The 18200-nt window shown below is 37.7% G+C and carries 14 protein-coding genes; 7 read left to right on the top strand and 7 right to left on the bottom strand.

Going from position 1 to position 18200, the window contains the following annotated elements; all coding sequences use genetic code 11:
- Positions 1–130 precede the first annotated feature (130 nt).
- The 3 genes from deoC to Q0252_RS11800 form a co-directional block, all read right to left on the bottom strand.
- Positions 131–1129, bottom strand: coding sequence for a deoxyribose-phosphate aldolase (deoC, locus tag Q0252_RS11810; protein ID WP_297986584.1), 999 nt, complete (start codon positions 1127–1129; stop codon positions 131–133).
- 150 nt (positions 1130–1279) lie between these two features.
- Positions 1280–1750, bottom strand: coding sequence for an Lrp/AsnC ligand binding domain-containing protein (locus Q0252_RS11805; protein ID WP_297986583.1), 471 nt, complete (start codon positions 1748–1750; stop codon positions 1280–1282).
- Between the two features lie 10 nt (positions 1751–1760).
- The gene (locus tag Q0252_RS11800; RefSeq protein WP_297986581.1) at positions 1761–2729 is read right to left on the bottom strand and encodes an endonuclease/exonuclease/phosphatase family protein; all 969 of its coding nucleotides are present in this window, start codon (positions 2727–2729) and stop codon (positions 1761–1763) included.
- Between the two features lie 203 nt (positions 2730–2932).
- Here Q0252_RS11800 and Q0252_RS11795 point away from each other — a divergent pair, with 203 nt between their 5' ends.
- The gene (locus Q0252_RS11795; protein ID WP_297986579.1) at positions 2933–5182 is read left to right on the top strand and encodes a chitobiase/beta-hexosaminidase C-terminal domain-containing protein; all 2250 of its coding nucleotides are present in this window, start codon (positions 2933–2935) and stop codon (positions 5180–5182) included.
- 66 nt (positions 5183–5248) lie between these two features.
- Here the strand turns inward: Q0252_RS11795 and trmD are convergent, their stop codons facing one another.
- Together trmD and Q0252_RS11785 are read right to left on the bottom strand one after the other, a co-directional pair.
- Positions 5249–5926 carry a tRNA (guanosine(37)-N1)-methyltransferase TrmD gene (gene trmD, locus Q0252_RS11790; protein WP_297986576.1) on the bottom strand — a complete coding sequence of 226 codons (678 nt, stop codon included), beginning with the start codon at positions 5924–5926 and terminating at the stop codon, positions 5249–5251.
- Positions 5923–7185, bottom strand: a complete 1263-nt coding sequence (locus tag Q0252_RS11785) for an NAD(P)/FAD-dependent oxidoreductase (protein ID WP_297986573.1) — start codon at positions 7183–7185, stop codon at positions 5923–5925. Before Q0252_RS11785 ends, trmD begins: the two co-directional genes overlap by 4 nt.
- A 324-nt stretch (positions 7186–7509) precedes the next feature.
- On the opposite strand from Q0252_RS11785, the gene Q0252_RS11780 reads away from it, so the two are divergent.
- From Q0252_RS11780 to Q0252_RS11755, 6 genes are all read left to right on the top strand, one after another.
- A complete protein-coding gene (locus Q0252_RS11780) occupies positions 7510–8376 on the top strand; it encodes a GH25 family lysozyme (RefSeq protein WP_297986568.1) in 867 nt (288 codons plus the stop codon).
- A gap of 120 nt (positions 8377–8496) precedes the next feature.
- Positions 8497–10407, top strand: coding sequence for an ABC-F family ATP-binding cassette domain-containing protein (locus tag Q0252_RS11775; protein ID WP_297986566.1), 1911 nt, complete (start codon positions 8497–8499; stop codon positions 10405–10407).
- A gap of 23 nt (positions 10408–10430) precedes the next feature.
- Positions 10431–11813, top strand: coding sequence for an APC family permease (locus Q0252_RS11770; protein WP_297986564.1), 1383 nt, complete (start codon positions 10431–10433; stop codon positions 11811–11813).
- A gap of 150 nt (positions 11814–11963) precedes the next feature.
- Positions 11964–14162 (top strand): TonB-dependent siderophore receptor, encoded by a 2199-nt coding sequence (locus Q0252_RS11765; protein ID WP_297986561.1) that lies wholly within the window; start codon positions 11964–11966, stop codon positions 14160–14162.
- Positions 14163–14245: 83 nt separating this feature from the next.
- Positions 14246–14761, top strand: coding sequence for a hypothetical protein (locus Q0252_RS11760; protein ID WP_297986558.1), 516 nt, complete (start codon positions 14246–14248; stop codon positions 14759–14761).
- Positions 14762–14778: 17 nt separating this feature from the next.
- Positions 14779–15696, top strand: coding sequence for a mechanosensitive ion channel domain-containing protein (locus Q0252_RS11755; RefSeq protein WP_297986555.1), 918 nt, complete (start codon positions 14779–14781; stop codon positions 15694–15696).
- 1 nt (position 15697) lies between these two features.
- Here Q0252_RS11755 and Q0252_RS11750 read toward each other — a convergent pair whose 3' ends face one another.
- Positions 15698–16150, bottom strand: a complete 453-nt coding sequence (locus tag Q0252_RS11750; protein WP_297986553.1) for a hypothetical protein — start codon at positions 16148–16150, stop codon at positions 15698–15700.
- A 102-nt stretch (positions 16151–16252) separates the two neighbouring features.
- Complete coding sequence (gene sucC / locus Q0252_RS11745) at positions 16253–17443, bottom strand: ADP-forming succinate--CoA ligase subunit beta (RefSeq protein ID WP_297986551.1); 1191 nt, start codon at positions 17441–17443, stop codon at positions 16253–16255.
- Positions 17444–18200 lie beyond the last annotated feature (757 nt).

Genomic DNA, 18200 nt, shown 5'->3' with positions numbered 1-18200 from the left:
AATTGTTTTTATTGTTTGTGAATTTTATTTTTATTTCCCAAACGCGTCCCGGCTTGAGCGGAGCTCTTTTTGCGCAACGAAGTGGAGCAAAAAAGCGGGAGCGGAAGACGGAAACAGACGCCCAAATAATTTAAGCCATTGGATGACGGAATCCTGCGGAATAACTGCCGGTAACGTAATGTTCGAGCTGTCTTTCGATGTCGCCGAGCAAAGAACTCGCCCCGAAACGGAAAAGTTCCGGATTTAGCCATTCGTCGCCCAATTCTTCCTTCAAAAGAATCAGATAATCCAGGGCCTGTTTTGCTTTTTGGATTCCTCCGGCAGGTTTGTAGCCGATTTTTACGCCGGTTAACTCATAATAATCGCGGATGCAGCGGATCATGACCAAACTTACTGCCAACGTGGCATTAACAGACTCTTTTCCGGTGGAAGTTTTGATGAAATCCGAACCCGCCATCATCGCTACCCAAGATGCTTTCGCCACTTTGGTATACGTCGGAATTTCTCCCGTTGCGAGAATGGTTTTCATGTGTGCGTCGCCGCAAGCTTCGCGACACAGCTTGATTTCGTTGTACAAATCTTTCCAGCGGCTTTCCAAAACCAAATCGCGGGAAATTACAATATCGATTTCCGTTGCTCCGGCTTTTACTGATTTTTTAATTTCTGCAATTTTTTCTTCGAGAGAATTCTTTCCGGCAGGGAAACCTGTAGAAACTGCTGCGATTGGAATTTTGGTTCCCTTCAGTGCTTCTTTTGCGTAAGGAATCAGGTTGTGATACACGCAAACTGCGCCTGTTGTAAGATTTAAATCTGCGGCGCCTAATTTTTCGAGGATGTCGTGACGAACAGGATTTTTGGCTTTTTCGCAAAGACGAAGAACGTTTCCGCGCGTGTCGTCACCTGCAAGCGTGGTTAAATCAATCATCGAAATCGCTTTCAGCAACCACGCTGCCTGAAACTCTTTCTTCACAGAACGGCGTCCGGTTAAGGTATTTACACGCCTTTCAACGGCACTTCTGTTGACGCTGATGTGGTCGAAATATTTTGTATTGAACGGAAGTCCTTCATTTCTTTCTTCGTGATGCTGAACTTTTCCGTTTGCTTTCGGTTTATCCAAAACTTTTGGCATAGAAAATTGTTTTAAATATGAACTGAATTCATCAAAACTCAATTTTTGATGGAAAACAAATTTAGTGATTTTTAGCTATTTAAATGGAATAGAAACAAAAAAAGGTAACATCTGAAAATGTAACCTTTTTATATAGTTTTAGTTCGAAAACTATACCTTTAACTGCCTGTTGATACTTTGCTCCAGTGATATAAATGTTTCGGTTCTGGTAACACCTTTCAGTTTCTGAAGTTTGTTCAGGATTTCCATCAAGTGGTCGTTATCGCGACACAAAACTTTAAGGAAAATGGTATAATTTCCTGTGGTGTAATGCGCTTCTACAACTTCATTAACATCCTTTAAAGCTTTAACAGCATCCGGATAATGACTTGGCTGATCCAGAAAAACGCCGATATATGAAACTACTTTATAACCAATTTTTCTTGGGTTGAGAAATGATATCGAATTTTCGATAACTCCGGCCTGCTCCAACTTTTTGATTCTTTGATGAACCGCCGTTGTGGAAATCCCTACATTTTTGGAAATGTGCGCCAATGAAGTTTTGGCGTTATCCATCAACATATAGATTATTTCTTTATCAACAGAATCCAGATGATAACCCGCATTAATAGCACTTTTCATTTTTTATTTTTTATCTATTTTTATTAAATTCTACAATTACCGGGAAATGATCGCTGTAACCTCCCAAATATCTTGTTCCTGCATAAGTTCTGAACGGACGTCCAAGAAATTTTTTGTCCCAGTTACTTATTTTTTCGGGTTTAAAGACTTCGGCCGAAACATATTTCAGCGAAAAATTTTCATGAAAAAATTCATTTGACAAAATTATCTGGTCAAAAAGTAAGCCATCTTTATAATGAAAGGTTGAAAAAATTTTGTTTTGGAACATTTCCGCGAACGGATTTGTTAAAATTTTATTGGCCAAATCATCGGTTAAAAGATTTCGGAGATTATCATCATCAGGATTTTCGTTGAAGTCTCCACAAAGCAAAACTGCCTGTTTTTCTTCAGCCTGAATTTTTAAAATTCTCTCCTTAATTTCCTTTACAATATAAGCGCGTTTCGGTTTATTGACGTCATTTTCTCTTTTTGATGGCAGGTGAAATACAAAAACGTTGATGATATCAGTAGCATATTTCAATTTAACAGAAAGAATATCTCTTGTTGTATCGTAATTCTCGGGATTATCATCCTTTATTTCGAAGAAAAAACTGATAGGCTCTGATGAAACAATTTCTATTTTAGTTTTATCATACAGCAACGCAACATCTACTCCTCTTTCATCCATGCTTTCGTAGTGAACGATACCATAATTATTTTCAAAAATTGGATTCGCAACCAAATCTTCCAAAGATTTCCGCCCCTGAATTTCACTTAGACCAATTATCATCGGAAGTTCGCCTTTTGTTTCTTTAACCAGTTCGAATACATGAGCGATTTTATGAATTTTATTGGTATATCGATAGTCGTTCCAGTTTCTAAGTCCGGAAGCAGTAGGATCGAGTTTATGGATAGGTTTTGGATCTGGCTGAAAAAGGTTTTCTACATTATAGAACATCGCAAATTCTGAAGAAATGGATGAAGGACGTTCGTTAGTCATTTAAGGCGTTTGAAAATGATATAAACTAAATTACAAAAATTTCTGTTAAACTATTGTTTAATTTTAAAGTTAATTTCACTGAAAATATTTATAAAAGCATTAATAATAAAGATATTTTGATGAAACTAAGATTAGTTACATATTATGCTGAAATTATTGTAGATTTATAGGCTCAAAAATTAATTTTTATAAATAAAATCCTCATGAGAAAACTATTACTTATTACATTTTTAATGATGTTTTCTTCTACAATAAGTTTAAAAGCACAAGCTTATTTGGACGACATCATGTTTCAGTCTTTCGGATGGGACGAGTATGCACAAAGCAGAATCTCGAACGAAGGAGGTCTGTATGAATACTACAACACTAGAACCGGAAATTTACGTGCGATGGGAATGGACATGGTTTGGCTACCACCACCAAGTGCATCAACCGGAGGTGTGGGTTATTTCCCAACTGAACTTTATAATTTCTCCAATACTTCCTGGGGAACACAGGCTCAGTTGACAAAAATGTTAACCAACATGAACACAAGGGGCATCTATCCTATTGCAGACGTTGTCGCAAACCATAGAAGTGGAACTACAGGTTGGACTACCTTTACAAATCCAGCTTGGGGATGTGATGCAATTGTTATTAATGATGAAGCAACAGCTGCTTACGATGCAGGAACCGCTGGAGTTTCCTGCCGACCAACAGGCGCAACAGATACAGGAGAAGGCTTTGATGGTTCCAGAGATATGGACCACACCAATCTTACCGTACAAAATGGCTACAAAGAATTTTTAACAAGATTAAAAGCATTAGGGTTCAAAGGATGGAGATGGGATGTTGCTAAAGGATTTGCTCCACAATATTTTGGAATGTACATAGGTGCAAGTCAGCCTTATTATTCGGTGGGTGAATTTTGGGACGGCAATATTTCTGCTCTTCAGGATTGGGTGAACGCAACAAAAGCAAATGGAGCAAATGTTTCCGGAGTTTTTGATTTTGCTACTTATTATAAACTGAGCAGTGTAATTCAAACTTTTGGTTCGCAAACTGCAACCAATAATTACTCTGCACTAAGTTCTACAGGAGCAGCAGGCGGACAAATGGCTGGACTTGCTGGACAGTTTGGATATGCTGAAAGTGCGGTAACTTTTGTTGACAACCATGATACTTTTGTACATGATACATCTTATCAAGGAACTAACATTCCTGTAGCATACGCCTATATTTTAACACATCCAGGAATCCCATGTGTTTTTGCTCCTCACTATTATGGTGGAACTTATACAAAAGATGGGAAATCCAGAACTTACTCTTCATATTCTAATCAAATCAATGTTTTATCTGCCATAAGAAAAGCAAATGGTATTAACGCTTGGAGTAGCTTAACAATTGACCGTGCTGAAGTTGGTTTGTACGCAGCCTACATCAAAGCAAACGGAAGTGACGCTGAAGCTACTGTTGCCATGAAAATAGGGCCTAATTCCTGGACACCAGCAGGAACAGGATGGACATTAATTACTTCCGGAACTAACTATTCGGTTTGGTCTAAAAAGCCAATAAATGTCGCACCAAACGTAAACATTACTCCGGTTGGCGGAACATTCACAAGTGGAACACCACAAAATATAACTATGAGTGGTTTTGACACTTATTACAACGGTGCAGTTCCTGGGGGTTCAGTTACCATCTATTATACAACGGATGGAACAGACCCAACAACTTCTTCTACAAAATATACTACAGCTATCCCAATTTCAAGCACTACTACTGTAAAAGCAATTGCTGTGGATTCGCAAGGTTTATCTTCTGGCGTAATGGAAAGAACTTACACCTTCCAAGCGGTAAAAGATATTGTGATTCGTTTTCAACCTCCAGCTGGAGATGCAAACTGGGCTGCACCGAAAATTCATTACTGGAATATCATCCCTACGAACAGCGGAATTCCTGCTGCAACATGGTCAACTCCAATCAATATGACTGCAGATCCAAATAATCCAGGATGGTTCATGTACACTTTCCCGAATATCGCACAGGTCAATTTCCTTTTCAGAACAGCATTGCCTGATGCAGCTGCAGAAGGAGTTACAGGTGTAAATAAAACAGGAGATATCGTAAATGTTACGGAAAGCTCTTGTTATGTTTGGGATCCTACATCATCAACTTATGTGAGCAGCGTTTCTTGTTCCAATCTTGGAACGGAAGATGTAACTGCAAGTACTAAAACTACCTTAGTAGTACAAAATCCTGCAACCAACGGAGAATTGAAAGTAAAATACACGAACGCAAAAGGCGGAACAATCAGCGTTTTTGATATTTCCGGAAAAAAGGTAGGAAACTATAAACTTACTGGTACTTCTTCGGAAGAAACATTCAGGCTGAACGGTTTGAAAACCGGAATGTATGTTCTTCAATTAAAATCAGAAAGCGGAAATGCTGTTTCAAAAGTGATTGTAAAATAATTTACATCAACACATAAAAGAAACGCCCCGAAAATTTCGGGGCGTTTTTATTTTACAAAATCAATTTTAATCTTCTAATAAATCGGGTCTTCTTTCTTTAGTAATTCTTACGGCTTCATCATGACGCCAGTCTTCAATTTTTTGATTGTGACCGCTCAATAAAACTTCTGGAACTTTTAAGCCTTTATATACTTCCGGTCTTGTATAAATTGGTGGTGACAATAATCCATCCTGAAAACTGTCGGTTAACGCGCTTTGTTCATCATTTAAAACTCCGGGGAGCAACCTGATGACGGAATCTGCCAAAACACATGCCGCCAATTCTCCACCTGTTAAAACATAGTCACCAATAGAAATTTCTTTGGTAACATGAAGGTCACGAACACGCTGGTCAATTCCTTTATAATGTCCGCAAATCATCATCAGATTATCTTTAATGGAAAGCGTGTTTGCAACTTTTTGATTCAAAGTTTCTCCTTCGGGAGTGAGATAAATAATTTCGTCGTAATTTCTTTCTGCCTTTAATTCAGAAATACATTTATCCAAAGGTTCCACCATCATCACCATTCCGGCTCCACCTCCATAAGGTTCGTCATCAATTTGTCGGTGTTTTCCTGTACTCCAGTTACGGATTTGATGAAAGTTAACCTCAGCCAGACCTTTCTGCATCGCTCTTTTTAAAATCGAAGCCTGAAAAGGACTCTCCATCAATTCCGGCAACACACTTATAATATCAATTCTCATTGTTCAGTATCATTTTTTCGGTTTGGGACGATAATCAAGCGAAGTGAACTGTCTTTGTTGAAGTAGCTCCACATCCAGTTGAAAAAAATCGCCAGTTTATTTCTTACAGAAAGAATCAGCATGAGATGCAAAAACATCCAAAAATACCAAGCGAAAAATCCCTGAAATTTAAACTTAGGCAAATCAACAACCGCTCTGTGTTTTCCAATGGTTGCCATACTTCCCCTGTCTTTATATTCGTACTGAATCCATTCGTTTTCAGATTTTTTGAGAAAATTTTTACCCAAAACTTTACCCTGATTAATAGCCACATTCGCAACTTGGGGATGCCCTTGAGGATATTTCGGTGTTTCCATATAAGCAATATCGCCAATTGCAAAAATATTGTCGTAACCTTCCACCCTATTAAAACGGTCGGTTTTATACCTATTTTTTACTAAAATATCAGGATTCAAACCAGGAATTACGTTTCCTATAACACCTGCAGCCCAAATCACGTTGTTCGTGGGAATAGTTTTTCCACTTGCCAGAAAAACTTTATCACCATCATAGTCCGTCACTATTTCACCGCTCATAAAATTCACACCTAATTGCTTTAAGTACTCCTCGGACTTATTCTGAGCTTCCTCGCTCATCACACTCAGTGGTTTTTCAGTAGAACTTACCAGAATAATATTCAAATGGTTAAAATTCATGTTCGGATAATCGCGCGGCAGAATTTCTTTTTTCATTTCAGCAAAAGCACCCGCTAATTCCACACCTGTTGGTCCGGAACCTACGATAACGATATTCCAGTTGCCGTCGTCGGAACGACCTTTTTCGATAATCAATTTTTCAAAAGTCAGTAAAACATGGTTTCTAATGGCGATCGCTTCCTGAGTGTTTTTCATTGCGAAAGCCAATCTTTCCATTTTTTCATTACCGAAAAAATTAGTTTTACAACCGGTCGCAATAATCAGTTTATCATAACTAAAAACCGCACCTGTCGTGATGATTTTATTTTCTTCAGGCACAATTTTTTCCACTTCAGTCATCCTGTACTGCACATTGCGCGAGCGCTGAAAAACTTTGCGGAAAGGGAAAGAAATATTACTCGGCTCAATCCTTCCGCATGCCACCTGATAAAACAACGGCTGAAACATGTGATGGTTCACCTTATCGATAACAATTACTTTTTTATTTTTATTGTTGAGGGTTTCAGCAAGCTTCAAACCGGCAAAACCACCACCAACAATTACGATTTTTTCGCGTGTTTCCATACCTACAAAATTACGTAAATTATTTTTTAGGAGCCGGGAACCTGCTTTCCATTGCAATCTTTTTTGTTCGGCATATCCTCTCACAAAAAAGGATTTTCATTACAATCAGGGCTAAAGACGGAGAAAATTCAATAGTTCTCGCCTCTGGGATTTTTATTTAACCCTCAATAACTTTACCAACATTCCGAATCTACTGCGCTCAACTATAAATTTAATTTTGTACCACCAACTTTTAGCGTCTACACAGCTAAAAACAATTAACATTGAAGAAATTAGGGCTTCAAATCAAAAACTATCTTTAAAAATGATATTTTTGCACCCGAAATGGCACAAAAGAAAACGGTAAAAAAAACCACCCGAAAAAAAATTCATCAGCAGCGAAAGAGAAACTGGATTTTTCGCCGGGAAATTCTTTTGGCAATTTTAGCCATTGCGCTTCTTGGAACAGGTTTTTATTTAAAGGAAAAAATTGCGTTTTACTACGCGATGTACTTCAATAAATTCGAACACAAAAAACTAAAAAATTCCGAAAAAGAAGCAGCGCGAATCAACAGAATTATTGGAGATTATGCCGACAAAACGTTTGGAATCGATATTTCTCATTACCAAAGAAAAGAAGACATTAAATGGGACAGTTTGAGTATTGCCAACCGCGCTATTCCCATCAAATTTGTCGTTCTTCGGGCAACCATGGGAAACCGCAGTGCTGATAAAAATTTCGATCATTTCTGGAAAAAATCCAAGGAAAACAATCTTATTCGCGGTGCTTATCATTTTTACAGAGCAGATGAAGACCCGGTTCGGCAAGCCAATAATTATTTAGAAGCAGTAAAATTGGAAGAAGGCGACCTACGTCCTGTTCTGGATATTGAAAAAATTCCGCGACAGAAATCCCGCGAAGAATTTATTTCCGATTTGAAAATCTGGCTAAAGATAGTAGAAGAAGCTTACGGAGAAAAACCCATTATTTACACTTTCTACCATTATTATAAAGACAATTTACGCGGAGAGTTTGACGATTATCCGCTTTGGCTTGCTAATTACAACGATGTTCCGCAACCTTCGCCGGATGACGAATGGGATTTTTGGCAGTTCACCGAAAACGGCATTGTTTACGGCATTAATTCTAAAGTGGATGTAGATGTTTACAACGGTGGAATGTGGAGTTTGAAAGGCTTGACGATTAATTAGCACATATCCCAAAAACCTTATAGGTTTTGGAAACCTACAAGGTTTTTAAATTTCGTATTTTCGCAACTTCAAACTGTCACCCCTGAGCAAGTTGAAGGGTCAACCATTACTCAACCTACTATGAACTATGTTTCCGCCGAAAACCTGAGCAAATCTTACGGAATTAAAACCCTTTTCAAAAATATTTCCTTTAACGTTAATGAAGGAGATAAAATTGCCATCGTTGCAAAAAACGGGAGCGGAAAATCTACTTTGCTGAAAATTTTGCTTGGAAAAGAAATTGCAGACAGCGGAACGGTTGTTATCAATAAGGATATTCAGGTTGTTTTGTTTGACCAGGAAATTGAGTTTGAATCTCAACTGACGATTGAAGAATTTATGATGACATTGGATTCCGCACCAATTCAGGCATTGAAAAAATATCATCATTCTTTGATTTCCCAAAATCCAGACGAAATGGAAAAAGCCATTGCCGAAATGGAAAATCAAAAAGCTTGGGATTTGGAAAACGAAATGAAGCAAATTCTTTCCCAGCTAAAAATCACAGATTTGGATGCTAAAATGGGAACACTTTCCGGCGGACAAATTAAAAGAGTGGCTTTGGCGAAATTGTTGACAGAAACCCGCGCTCAACATACCCACACTTTGCTGATTATGGATGAACCAACCAATCACCTCGATGTTGAAATGGTAGAATGGCTCGAAAATTATTTAAGCAAAGAGAAAATAACGCTTTTGCTGGTAACTCACGACAGATATTTTCTGGATTCCGTTTGTGATATTATCTGGGAAATGGAAGACCAAAATCTCTACGTTCACAACGGAAGTTACGCGACTTACCTTGAAAATAAGATGATTCGGGAAGACAATCTAAATTCCACCATCGATAAAGCCAACAATCTTTACAGAAAGGAACTGGAATGGATGCGTCGTCAACCGAAAGCGAGAACCACAAAATCAAAATCTAGAATTGATGCGTTTTACGATACTGAAAAAGTAGCAAAAACCAATACCAAAAAGCAAAATCTGGAACTGGAATTCGATATGAAAAGGCTCGGGAATAAAATTCTGGAACTCAAGAATATCAACAAAAGTTATGGCGATAAAGTTTTGCTGAAAGATTTTTCGTATTCATTTCAAAGAGCAGATAAAGTCGGAATTATTGGAAAAAACGGAGTCGGAAAATCAACCCTTCTTAATATTATTCAGGGATTTGAGCCTAAAGATTCAGGAGAAATTGAAACCGGTGAAACCATTAAGTTCGGGTATTTTTCGCAGAAAGGACTTCAGTTTAAAGAAGATGAACGCGTGATTGATTCCATAAAAGAAATTTCCGAAAATTTTCCGATGGCCAACGGAAGAACCATTTCTGCATCGCAGTTTTTGAGGCTTTTTCTTTTTGATGATCAAACACAGTATTCACCCATTTCAAAACTTTCGGGCGGTGAAAAACGACGTTTACATTTGATGCACGTTCTGTATCAAAATCCCAATTTTTTGATTTTTGATGAACCGACCAATGACTTGGATTTGCCAACGTTAACTGTTTTAGAAAATTTTCTTCAGAATTTTCAAGGAAGTTTAATCATCGTTTCGCACGACCGTTATTTTATGGACAGAATTGTGGACCACGTTCTGGCTTTTGAAGGAGAAGGAACGATTAAAGATTTTACCGGAAATTTTTCGGAGTACAGAGAAAGCAGGAAGATGGAAGATGGAAACACGACAAAAGATGCTTCGACTTCGCTCAGCATGACAAAGGAAAACACCGAACAGCATCAAACCAACGTAAACGATTTCAAACCCAATAAAACCAAAAAGAAACTCTCATTCAAAGAACAGCGTGAACTCGAAACGATTGATTCTGAAATGCCGAAGCTGGAAAAAAAACGTTCAGAAATATTAGAAAAACTCAATAACGAAGCTGATTATGAGAAAATTTCTAAACTTTCGGAGGAATTGCAATACCTCTCAGACCAATTGGAGGAAATGGAAATGCGCTGGCTGGAATTACAGGAAATTGCAGGATAAAAAATTGTTAATCAACTAAAACTATGGAAAACAATCAGAAACTTGAAGCAAAATACGGACTTTTCACCGCTATTTCTATGGTCATTGGACAGGTTATTGGCTCCGGAATTTTTTTTAAAGTGGATGATGTGCTCACTGCTACTCACGGAAACATTTTCGCGGGACTTTTAGGATTTTTGATTGTGGGAATAAGTGTAGTTTTTGCGGCCATTTCTATGGCGAATTATGCGGAACTGCTCCCGAAAGATGGTGGAATCCTCAGTTATGTAGAATACCGTTTCGGGAAAAAACCTGCTGCTTTCGTCGGCTGGATGTATCTTAGTTTGTTTTACCCTCTTCTAACAGCCGTCTTGTTTACAGTTTCTGGAATTTATATTGCAAATTTATTTTCTGAATTTTTAAGTTTTAAACCCGGATTTACGCATTATACGTTAATAGGTGTTTTCAATCTTTGTCTTTTTTTGGGTGTAAATGTTTTTCGTCCGAAAGCAAGCGGAATGTTTCAGCAAATCACAACCGTACTTAAACTTATTCCCCTGATTCTCATTGCTTCTCTGGGAATTCTAAGCTTAGTTGGCGGAAATGTTGATGGGGAAAATCCTTTTGCTGAAGCAGCAAAAAGCACCACTGCAAACCAAAATTTATGGATTCTAGTTGCCGCAAGTTTCATCCCGATTGCCTTTGCATTTGACGGTTGGTATATTGCGACACAGCTTTCCGGAGAAATAAAAAATTCATCCAAAAATCTCCCAAAAGCTTTGGTTATTGGAACTTTAGCGGTTCTGCTGGTGTACGTTCTGTACTACTGTGGAATTGTTCTGAGAATGAGCAGCACCGAAATCATGACGCTGAAAGACAGCTACATTACAGAATTTTCAAGAAATATTGCTTCGAAAAGTGGAGCCGTTATTATTCAGCTTTTTGTGATTATTTCTGTTTTGGGAACTGCAAATGGTTTGCTGTTGGCGAATACGCGTGTTCCGTTTCAGTTTTACAATCAGGATTATTCCAAAAAATTTCTGAATCTTGGGAAAGTAAATCCCAAATATAACGTGCCCGTTAACAGTGCCGTTTTCGCATTTGTAACGGTTATGGTTTATATGTTCATTTATTGGTTAACCAACACAATTCCGTATTTCGCTTCGAGAAATTATGATATTTCGGCCATTCCAATAGCGTTTATCTATATCGTAAACGGAGCTTTATTTATTGGAATTCTAAAGTTAATCCGGCAGAAAGTTTTTAAAGGAAATACTTTTTTCAAATATATGATGGCGGTAATTGCTATTCTGGGAGTTGCCGTTGTTTTATTTGGAACCGCCACAGCGCCAAATGGAATTTCCTATTTACTGATCAGCTTTCTGTTCATTCTTGTTGGAAATTTTTTCATTAAAAAGCAGAACTGACAAAAATCAGTTTCAGCTAAAATCTCTAATCTTCAACAATTTAAACAAATGTTTTAATTTTTATTTAGAATTAATCAAAATAAATTTTGTGGAAACATTCTCAATTTCTACATTTGCATCGTTATTTTAATTCATTCTAAATAAAATTATATGAAAAGAGAGATTTTAGCTTTAGGCTTTCTTGCTTGTTCTGCAGTTATTTACGCACAAAAAGGTCCAAACGTAGTAATTAGTGATACTTTAAAAGTTCAGGAAATTGAAGATGTAAAACTTCACAAAACCGGAAATCCCAACAAAGCGAGAGTAAGCTCAGCAAAATCAAATCTTACGGTCATGGAAACACCACAACCTGTTTCCATTGTAACGCACGAAGTTATCGAACAGCAACAGGCTAAACAGCTTTCTGATGTTATTAAAAATGTAAACGGTGTTTATATTACTTCTTCCCGAGGTGGTTCTCAGGACAGTTTTGGTGGACGTGGATTTACTTTTGGGAACGAAAATATGTTTAAAAACGGCGTAAAAGTAAACAGCGGTATCTTCCCTGAAGTCTCCGGATTGGAAAGAGTGGAAACTTTAAAAGGTGCCAACGCAATGCTCTACGGAAACGTTGGTCCCGGTGGAATTGTAAACATGATTACCAAAAAACCTCGCTTTACTTTTGGCGGAAGTTTAGGAATCAGTGCAGGAAGTTGGAATTCCTACAAACCAACCGTAGATGTTTACGGTCCGCTTTCAGAAAAAGTTGCTTTCCGAGTAAACGGAACGTATGAATATTCCGATAGTTTCCGTGATATAGTGAATTCCAAAAAGCAATATTTCAATCCTTCTTTTGCCTTCAATATCGGCGAAAAAACACAAATTATTGTTGAAGGAGATTATTTGAAACATGAATTTACTCCGGATTTCGGTTTAGGTTCTATCATGGATTCCAAAACCGGAATTTCCAGCCTAGATACTGGTTTAGACAAAACTACTTTTTTAGGTGAAGATTGGAACAATCAAACCAACCAAATGGCCACTGCAGATATCATCCTGAATCATCAGTTTAACGACAAATGGTATTTGAATTCTGTAGCTTCATACCAAAATTACACAAAAGATTATTTCTCTGCGGAAAGAGTTCAGTGGCTTTATGATGGAACGGTTCCTACATCTACCCCAACTTGGACCAGGTACCTGAACAAATCTTACAACGAGCAAAATTACACTTCTCTTCAGTTCAATATTAATGGAGAATTTGCGACAGGAAGTGTAAATCATAAAATTCTTTTTGGTGCAGATGGCGATTACGGAACTGCAGATACTTATGTTTATAAAGACGCAAACGGAAAATTGTTCGGCAGCAGCTATGCGATTGGAAAATGGGTTTTAAATAATCCGGCTTCATGGACAGCTTATGCAGAACCGGAAACTTCAGAAGCAAGAAGAGTTCGTGTTCCAACGAAAAGAGCCGGTGTTTATGTTCAGGATTTTGTTGAACTTTCAAAATACTTCAAAATTTTGGCCGGTGTAAGATATTCTTACCTTGAAAATGCTGCTTCAGAAGTTGCTTTCTTCAATAATTACACCGACACTACAAAATCTACCGCCGCTACAGTGGATAGAGCATTTTCTCCTAAAGCAGCCCTAATTTTCACCCCTACAGCTAATTTTACAGTTTATGGAAGCTACACCAATTCTTTTGTGCCCAACAGCGGATTGGACATTAATGGAGAAGCATTAAAGCCATCGAATGTTGATCAGTATGAAGTTGGTTTAAAGAAAAATATTTTCAATAATGCAGTGGCGTTAAATCTTAGTGCTTATCAAATCAATAACAATAACACCTATCAAACATCCATTACAAATTCACAGTTCAGAGAATATGCCGGAAAAGTGAGAAGCCGTGGCGTTGAATTGGACATCACAGGAAATCCTACTACGCAACTTTCTTTAATTGGAGGTGCATCTTATAACCATACCGTTTATACAGAAACTCCCGATGGTTTTGGATATGTTGAAAACCAAAAATTGGTAAGAACTCCTGCTTTCACAGCAAATGCTTCGGCTTTCTATAAATTCGACAATACCTTGAAAGGATTGATTTTGGGAGCAACAGCATTCTATACCGGTGACAGAAAAGCAGGATGGAATGATACTAAAAACCAGTCTCAAGTAACCCGAATGATTGATGTAGCCGGATTTACAACAGTAGATCTTTCATTGGGATATGAGTACGGAAAATTCTTACTGCAAGGAAAAGTGGGTAATATTTTCGATCAAGAAAGCTATAATGTTCATGAAAATTATTCGGTAAATCCTATTACACCAAGGAACTTTTACTTTACTTTGACGTATAAACTTTAATTGGATGTTGGATGTTGGATGATGAACTTATAATCTAAAACTTTAAACCTTGAACTTTAAACATTAAACTTTGAACAAAAAGAATGGCAGAAATTAAAAACACAAGATCCTTTATGCGTGTTGTACACCGTTACTTGGGATATTTTATGGCAGGAATTATGACTGTTTATGCAGTAAGTGGCGTTCTTCTCGTATATCGGGACACCGATATGCTGAAGAAAGAAAAACACTACGAAAAAGTTATTTCCAAAAATCTGGAAGCGAAAGAACTTGGCAAAGAGCTTAAAATTAAAGGTCTGGAAGCGGAAAAAACAGAAAACGGCGTTATCTACTTCAAAGGTGGAACATACAATGCAGCAACTGGAGAAGCAAAATACGATAAAAAGGAACTTCCTTTTATTCTGGATAAAATGACAAAGCTGCATAAATCTCCTTCGAAAGATAAATTAGGCGGACTTAATGTCCTATTTGGGACTTGCTTATTCTTCTTTGTATTGTCGAGTTTCTGGATGTTCAACCCGAAAACAAAGGCTTTTAAACGCGGAATGATTTTTACAGTCGCTGGTTTAGTAATTTCGATTATTTTACTTTTGATTTAAATAAATACGCTCAAAAAATGCAGAATCTGCCCCTTACGGCAGATTTTTTGCTTCAAAAAACCTTAAATTCGAAAAAAGAAATTATGCAACTGGAGAAAGTAACCGAATGGAAATATGTGGATATCGTTTATAAAGTAGTACAAAACTGGTGGATTAGATTTGCCGAAAATACACCCAACCTCATCGTTGGAATTCTTGTTTTTCTCGCAATATTTTTCTTCAGCAAATTTCTGAGTAAGATTGCTTTAAGAATTTTCCAAAACCTGTTTCCAAAAAGTAGAAATCAGGATACCGTTGTTTCTTTAATCGGTATTTTTAGATTCCTTATTATTCTTGCCGGAACTTTTATGGCGCTTGAAATTATGGGCTTAAACGGCTTCTTCATGAAGTTTCTGGGAAGTTTGGGAGTTGCGGGTATTATTGCCGGTGTTGCTTTAAAAGATATTGTTTCATCTATGTTTTCAGGGATGTTGGTGAGTGTTGATAAAGCCTTTAAAGTTGGAGACTATGTTACAATAAATAACATCTCGGGAACAGTAGAAGAAATAGGTTTCCTCACCACAAAAGTGATTAATGATGAAGGAAAGAAAGTTTACATTCCAAATCAGTTAATTTTCAGTGCTCCTTTCACCAATACAACAGCTTCGCAGCACCGAAAAATTATTATCGACCTTGAAATTCCAAATACCGAAAACCTTGAAACAGCCAAAAAAGTACTTTTGGATGAAATAAAAACGTTTGATTTTGCGGAAAATTTAGATACAGCGGAAGTGGTTTTCGTTCGACAAAAATTGGGAGTTTACAGTTTGCAGGCTAAATTTTGGATGAAACAGGGCGAAAATATTTCAAACGTTCGAAGTGAAGCCATCGTTAAGCTGAAAAACAGATTGGATGCGGAAGGAATTAAGACTTCAGTTCCGACAGCCACTGTCTAATTTATTTGACAACTGTTGTACTGTCCAAATTTTTTAAATTGTGTTGAGTACTATCTTCCTCAATAAGTGTTTCGCCGATGATATTTCCATTGTCATTTTCAACAACTAAAACACCTGTAGTTGATATGCAAGCTTCTCTTTTCCTGCATCCCGTTATCAGTAAAAGAATTGAAGCAAACATAATAATAACAGAGGATTTATAATTTCGGGAGCTGATAAATTCATTAAACTGATACGCCCATTTCTGAACCAAATTTTTAGAATAAAGTTGCGATTTTCTAAATCTTCCACATACATGATTATTTTCATTCAAAATTTGAGAAATCTCTGAATTTGATTTTCTTGTGAAATCATAAACACACTGTGAACATACATCACAAAACCTCCCCTTTTCCTGCGGAGACATCCTTTCCCAGTTTTCATGACACGGATTAGGAATGGAGAATTTTTGCATTTTTAATTTTTTGAGAAAACATCAAAAAATGTTCCGTAAGATTTTAACCAAAAAAGAACGCGCCGAAAAGCGCGTTCTTCAAAATATATTCAAAATTTCAGCTTATGCCAAAACTTCTTTTACCTTATTAGCAGCTTCCTCCAAAGTAATAGCTGAGTGAATTGGAAGACCAGCTTCGTCAATCAGTTTTTTAGCTTCTTCAGCATTAGTACCCTGTAATCTTACGATCAATGGAACCGGGAATTGTCCGATTTCTTTGTAAGCATCCACAACACCTTGTGCAACTCTGTCGCAACGTACGATACCACCGAAAATGTTAATCAAAATTGCTTTTACATTAGGGTCTTTCAGGATAATGTCGAAAGCAGTTTTTACTCTCGCAGCATCTGCAGTTCCACCTACGTCCAGGAAGTTTGCAGGATTTCCGCCGGAAAGTTTAATCATATCCATTGTCGCCATTGCAAGACCTGCTCCATTTACCATACAAGCAACATCACCGTCCAGTTTCACGAAGTTCAGGCCTGCTTCACCAGCTTCAACATCCATTGGATCTTCTTCTCTCGTATCTCTCAAAACTTCTAAATCTTTATGTCTGTAAAGTGCATTTCCATCCAAAGTTACTTTAGCGTCAACAGCGATAATTTTATCATCAGAAGTCTTCAAAACAGGGTTGATTTCAAAAAGTGAAGCATCAATCCCTACGTAAGCGTTATAAAGATTGGTAATGAATTTTGTAAATTCTTTGAAGGCATTTCCGCTCAACCCAAGGTTGAACGCAATTTTTCTCGCCTGGAAACCTTGCAATCCTAAAGCCGGATCAATTGTTTCTTTGTGAATTAAATGAGGCGTTACTTCCGCAACGTGCTCGATATCCATACCACCTTCCGTTGAGTAAACCACGGTATTTTTTCCCTGAGCTCTGTCCAAAAGGATAGAAACATAAAATTCTTTTGTTTCAGATTCTCCTGGATAATACACATCTTCCGCAATCAAAACAGAGTTTACCTTTTTACCTTCTGCAGAAGTTTGAGGTGTAATTAGCTGCATTCCAATGATGTTTTGTGCATTTTCTTTCAGTTTATCCAAATTTGGAGAAAACTTTACACCACCACCTTTTCCACGTCCACCTGCGTGAACCTGCGCTTTTACAACCCACCCTTCGGCTCCGGTCATTTCTTTTAACTGATTTGCAGCAGCTACCGCTTCGTCCACATTGTTCGCAACGAAACCACGCTGAATCGCAACACCATACTTTGATAAAATCTCTTTAGACTGATACTCGTGAAGATTCATAATATTTTTTTGTTAGATTTTTCTGATTTTTAAGATGGACAAAAATAGTGAAAATTGGTGGAAGTAGGAAGTATAACACTACAAGTTTTTTGGGTGTGTCCCTCATTCAGTCATTACAAACAGCTCCTCCTTCGTCGTCGCTGTTCTCCATTTCTTCATTCAGGTCGCTACGTCCGCTGCAAGTCCTCGTTCCATTTACGCTCGCTTCGCTCGCGCCATCGCTTACTGTGGGCTTTCCGCTATCATCGCTCACACGATTTTTAGAGACACAGATTTCACCGAGGTTTGCTCCGAGAACACAGAGTAAATTTAATTTTTTTGAATTCAATATGTCGCACCTCTGGCGCTCCCAATATTTGCGCATTAGCTCTCATACAAATCTTTCACCGCTATGCGAATCACTACAAAATGAATTAAACCAACATATCGCACCTCTGGCGCTCCTTCATATGCACGTCAAGACTATCAACATGTCGCACCTTCGGCGCTCCCTTATAGAAATGACAACCGCAAAACTACCAACATTTCGCTGCTTCGCAGCTCACAAAAAACTACACAACTGTACAATTAAAGCACTCGTCTACTCTTCCTCTTAATAAATATTACCAACATGTCGCACCTTCGGCGCTCCCTTTAAGAAATGACAACCGCAATGCTACCAACATTTCGCTGCTTCGCAGCTCACAAAAAACTACACCACTATACAATTAAAGCACTCGTCTACTCTTCCTCTTAATAAATATTACCAACATGTCGC

The organism is uncultured Chryseobacterium sp., from assembly GCF_936933875.1.
Lineage (GTDB): Bacteria > Bacteroidota > Bacteroidia > Flavobacteriales > Weeksellaceae > CAKZIK01.
The sequence above is the reverse complement of the archived record's forward strand: the minus strand, read 5'-3'. Positions and strand labels throughout refer to the sequence as shown.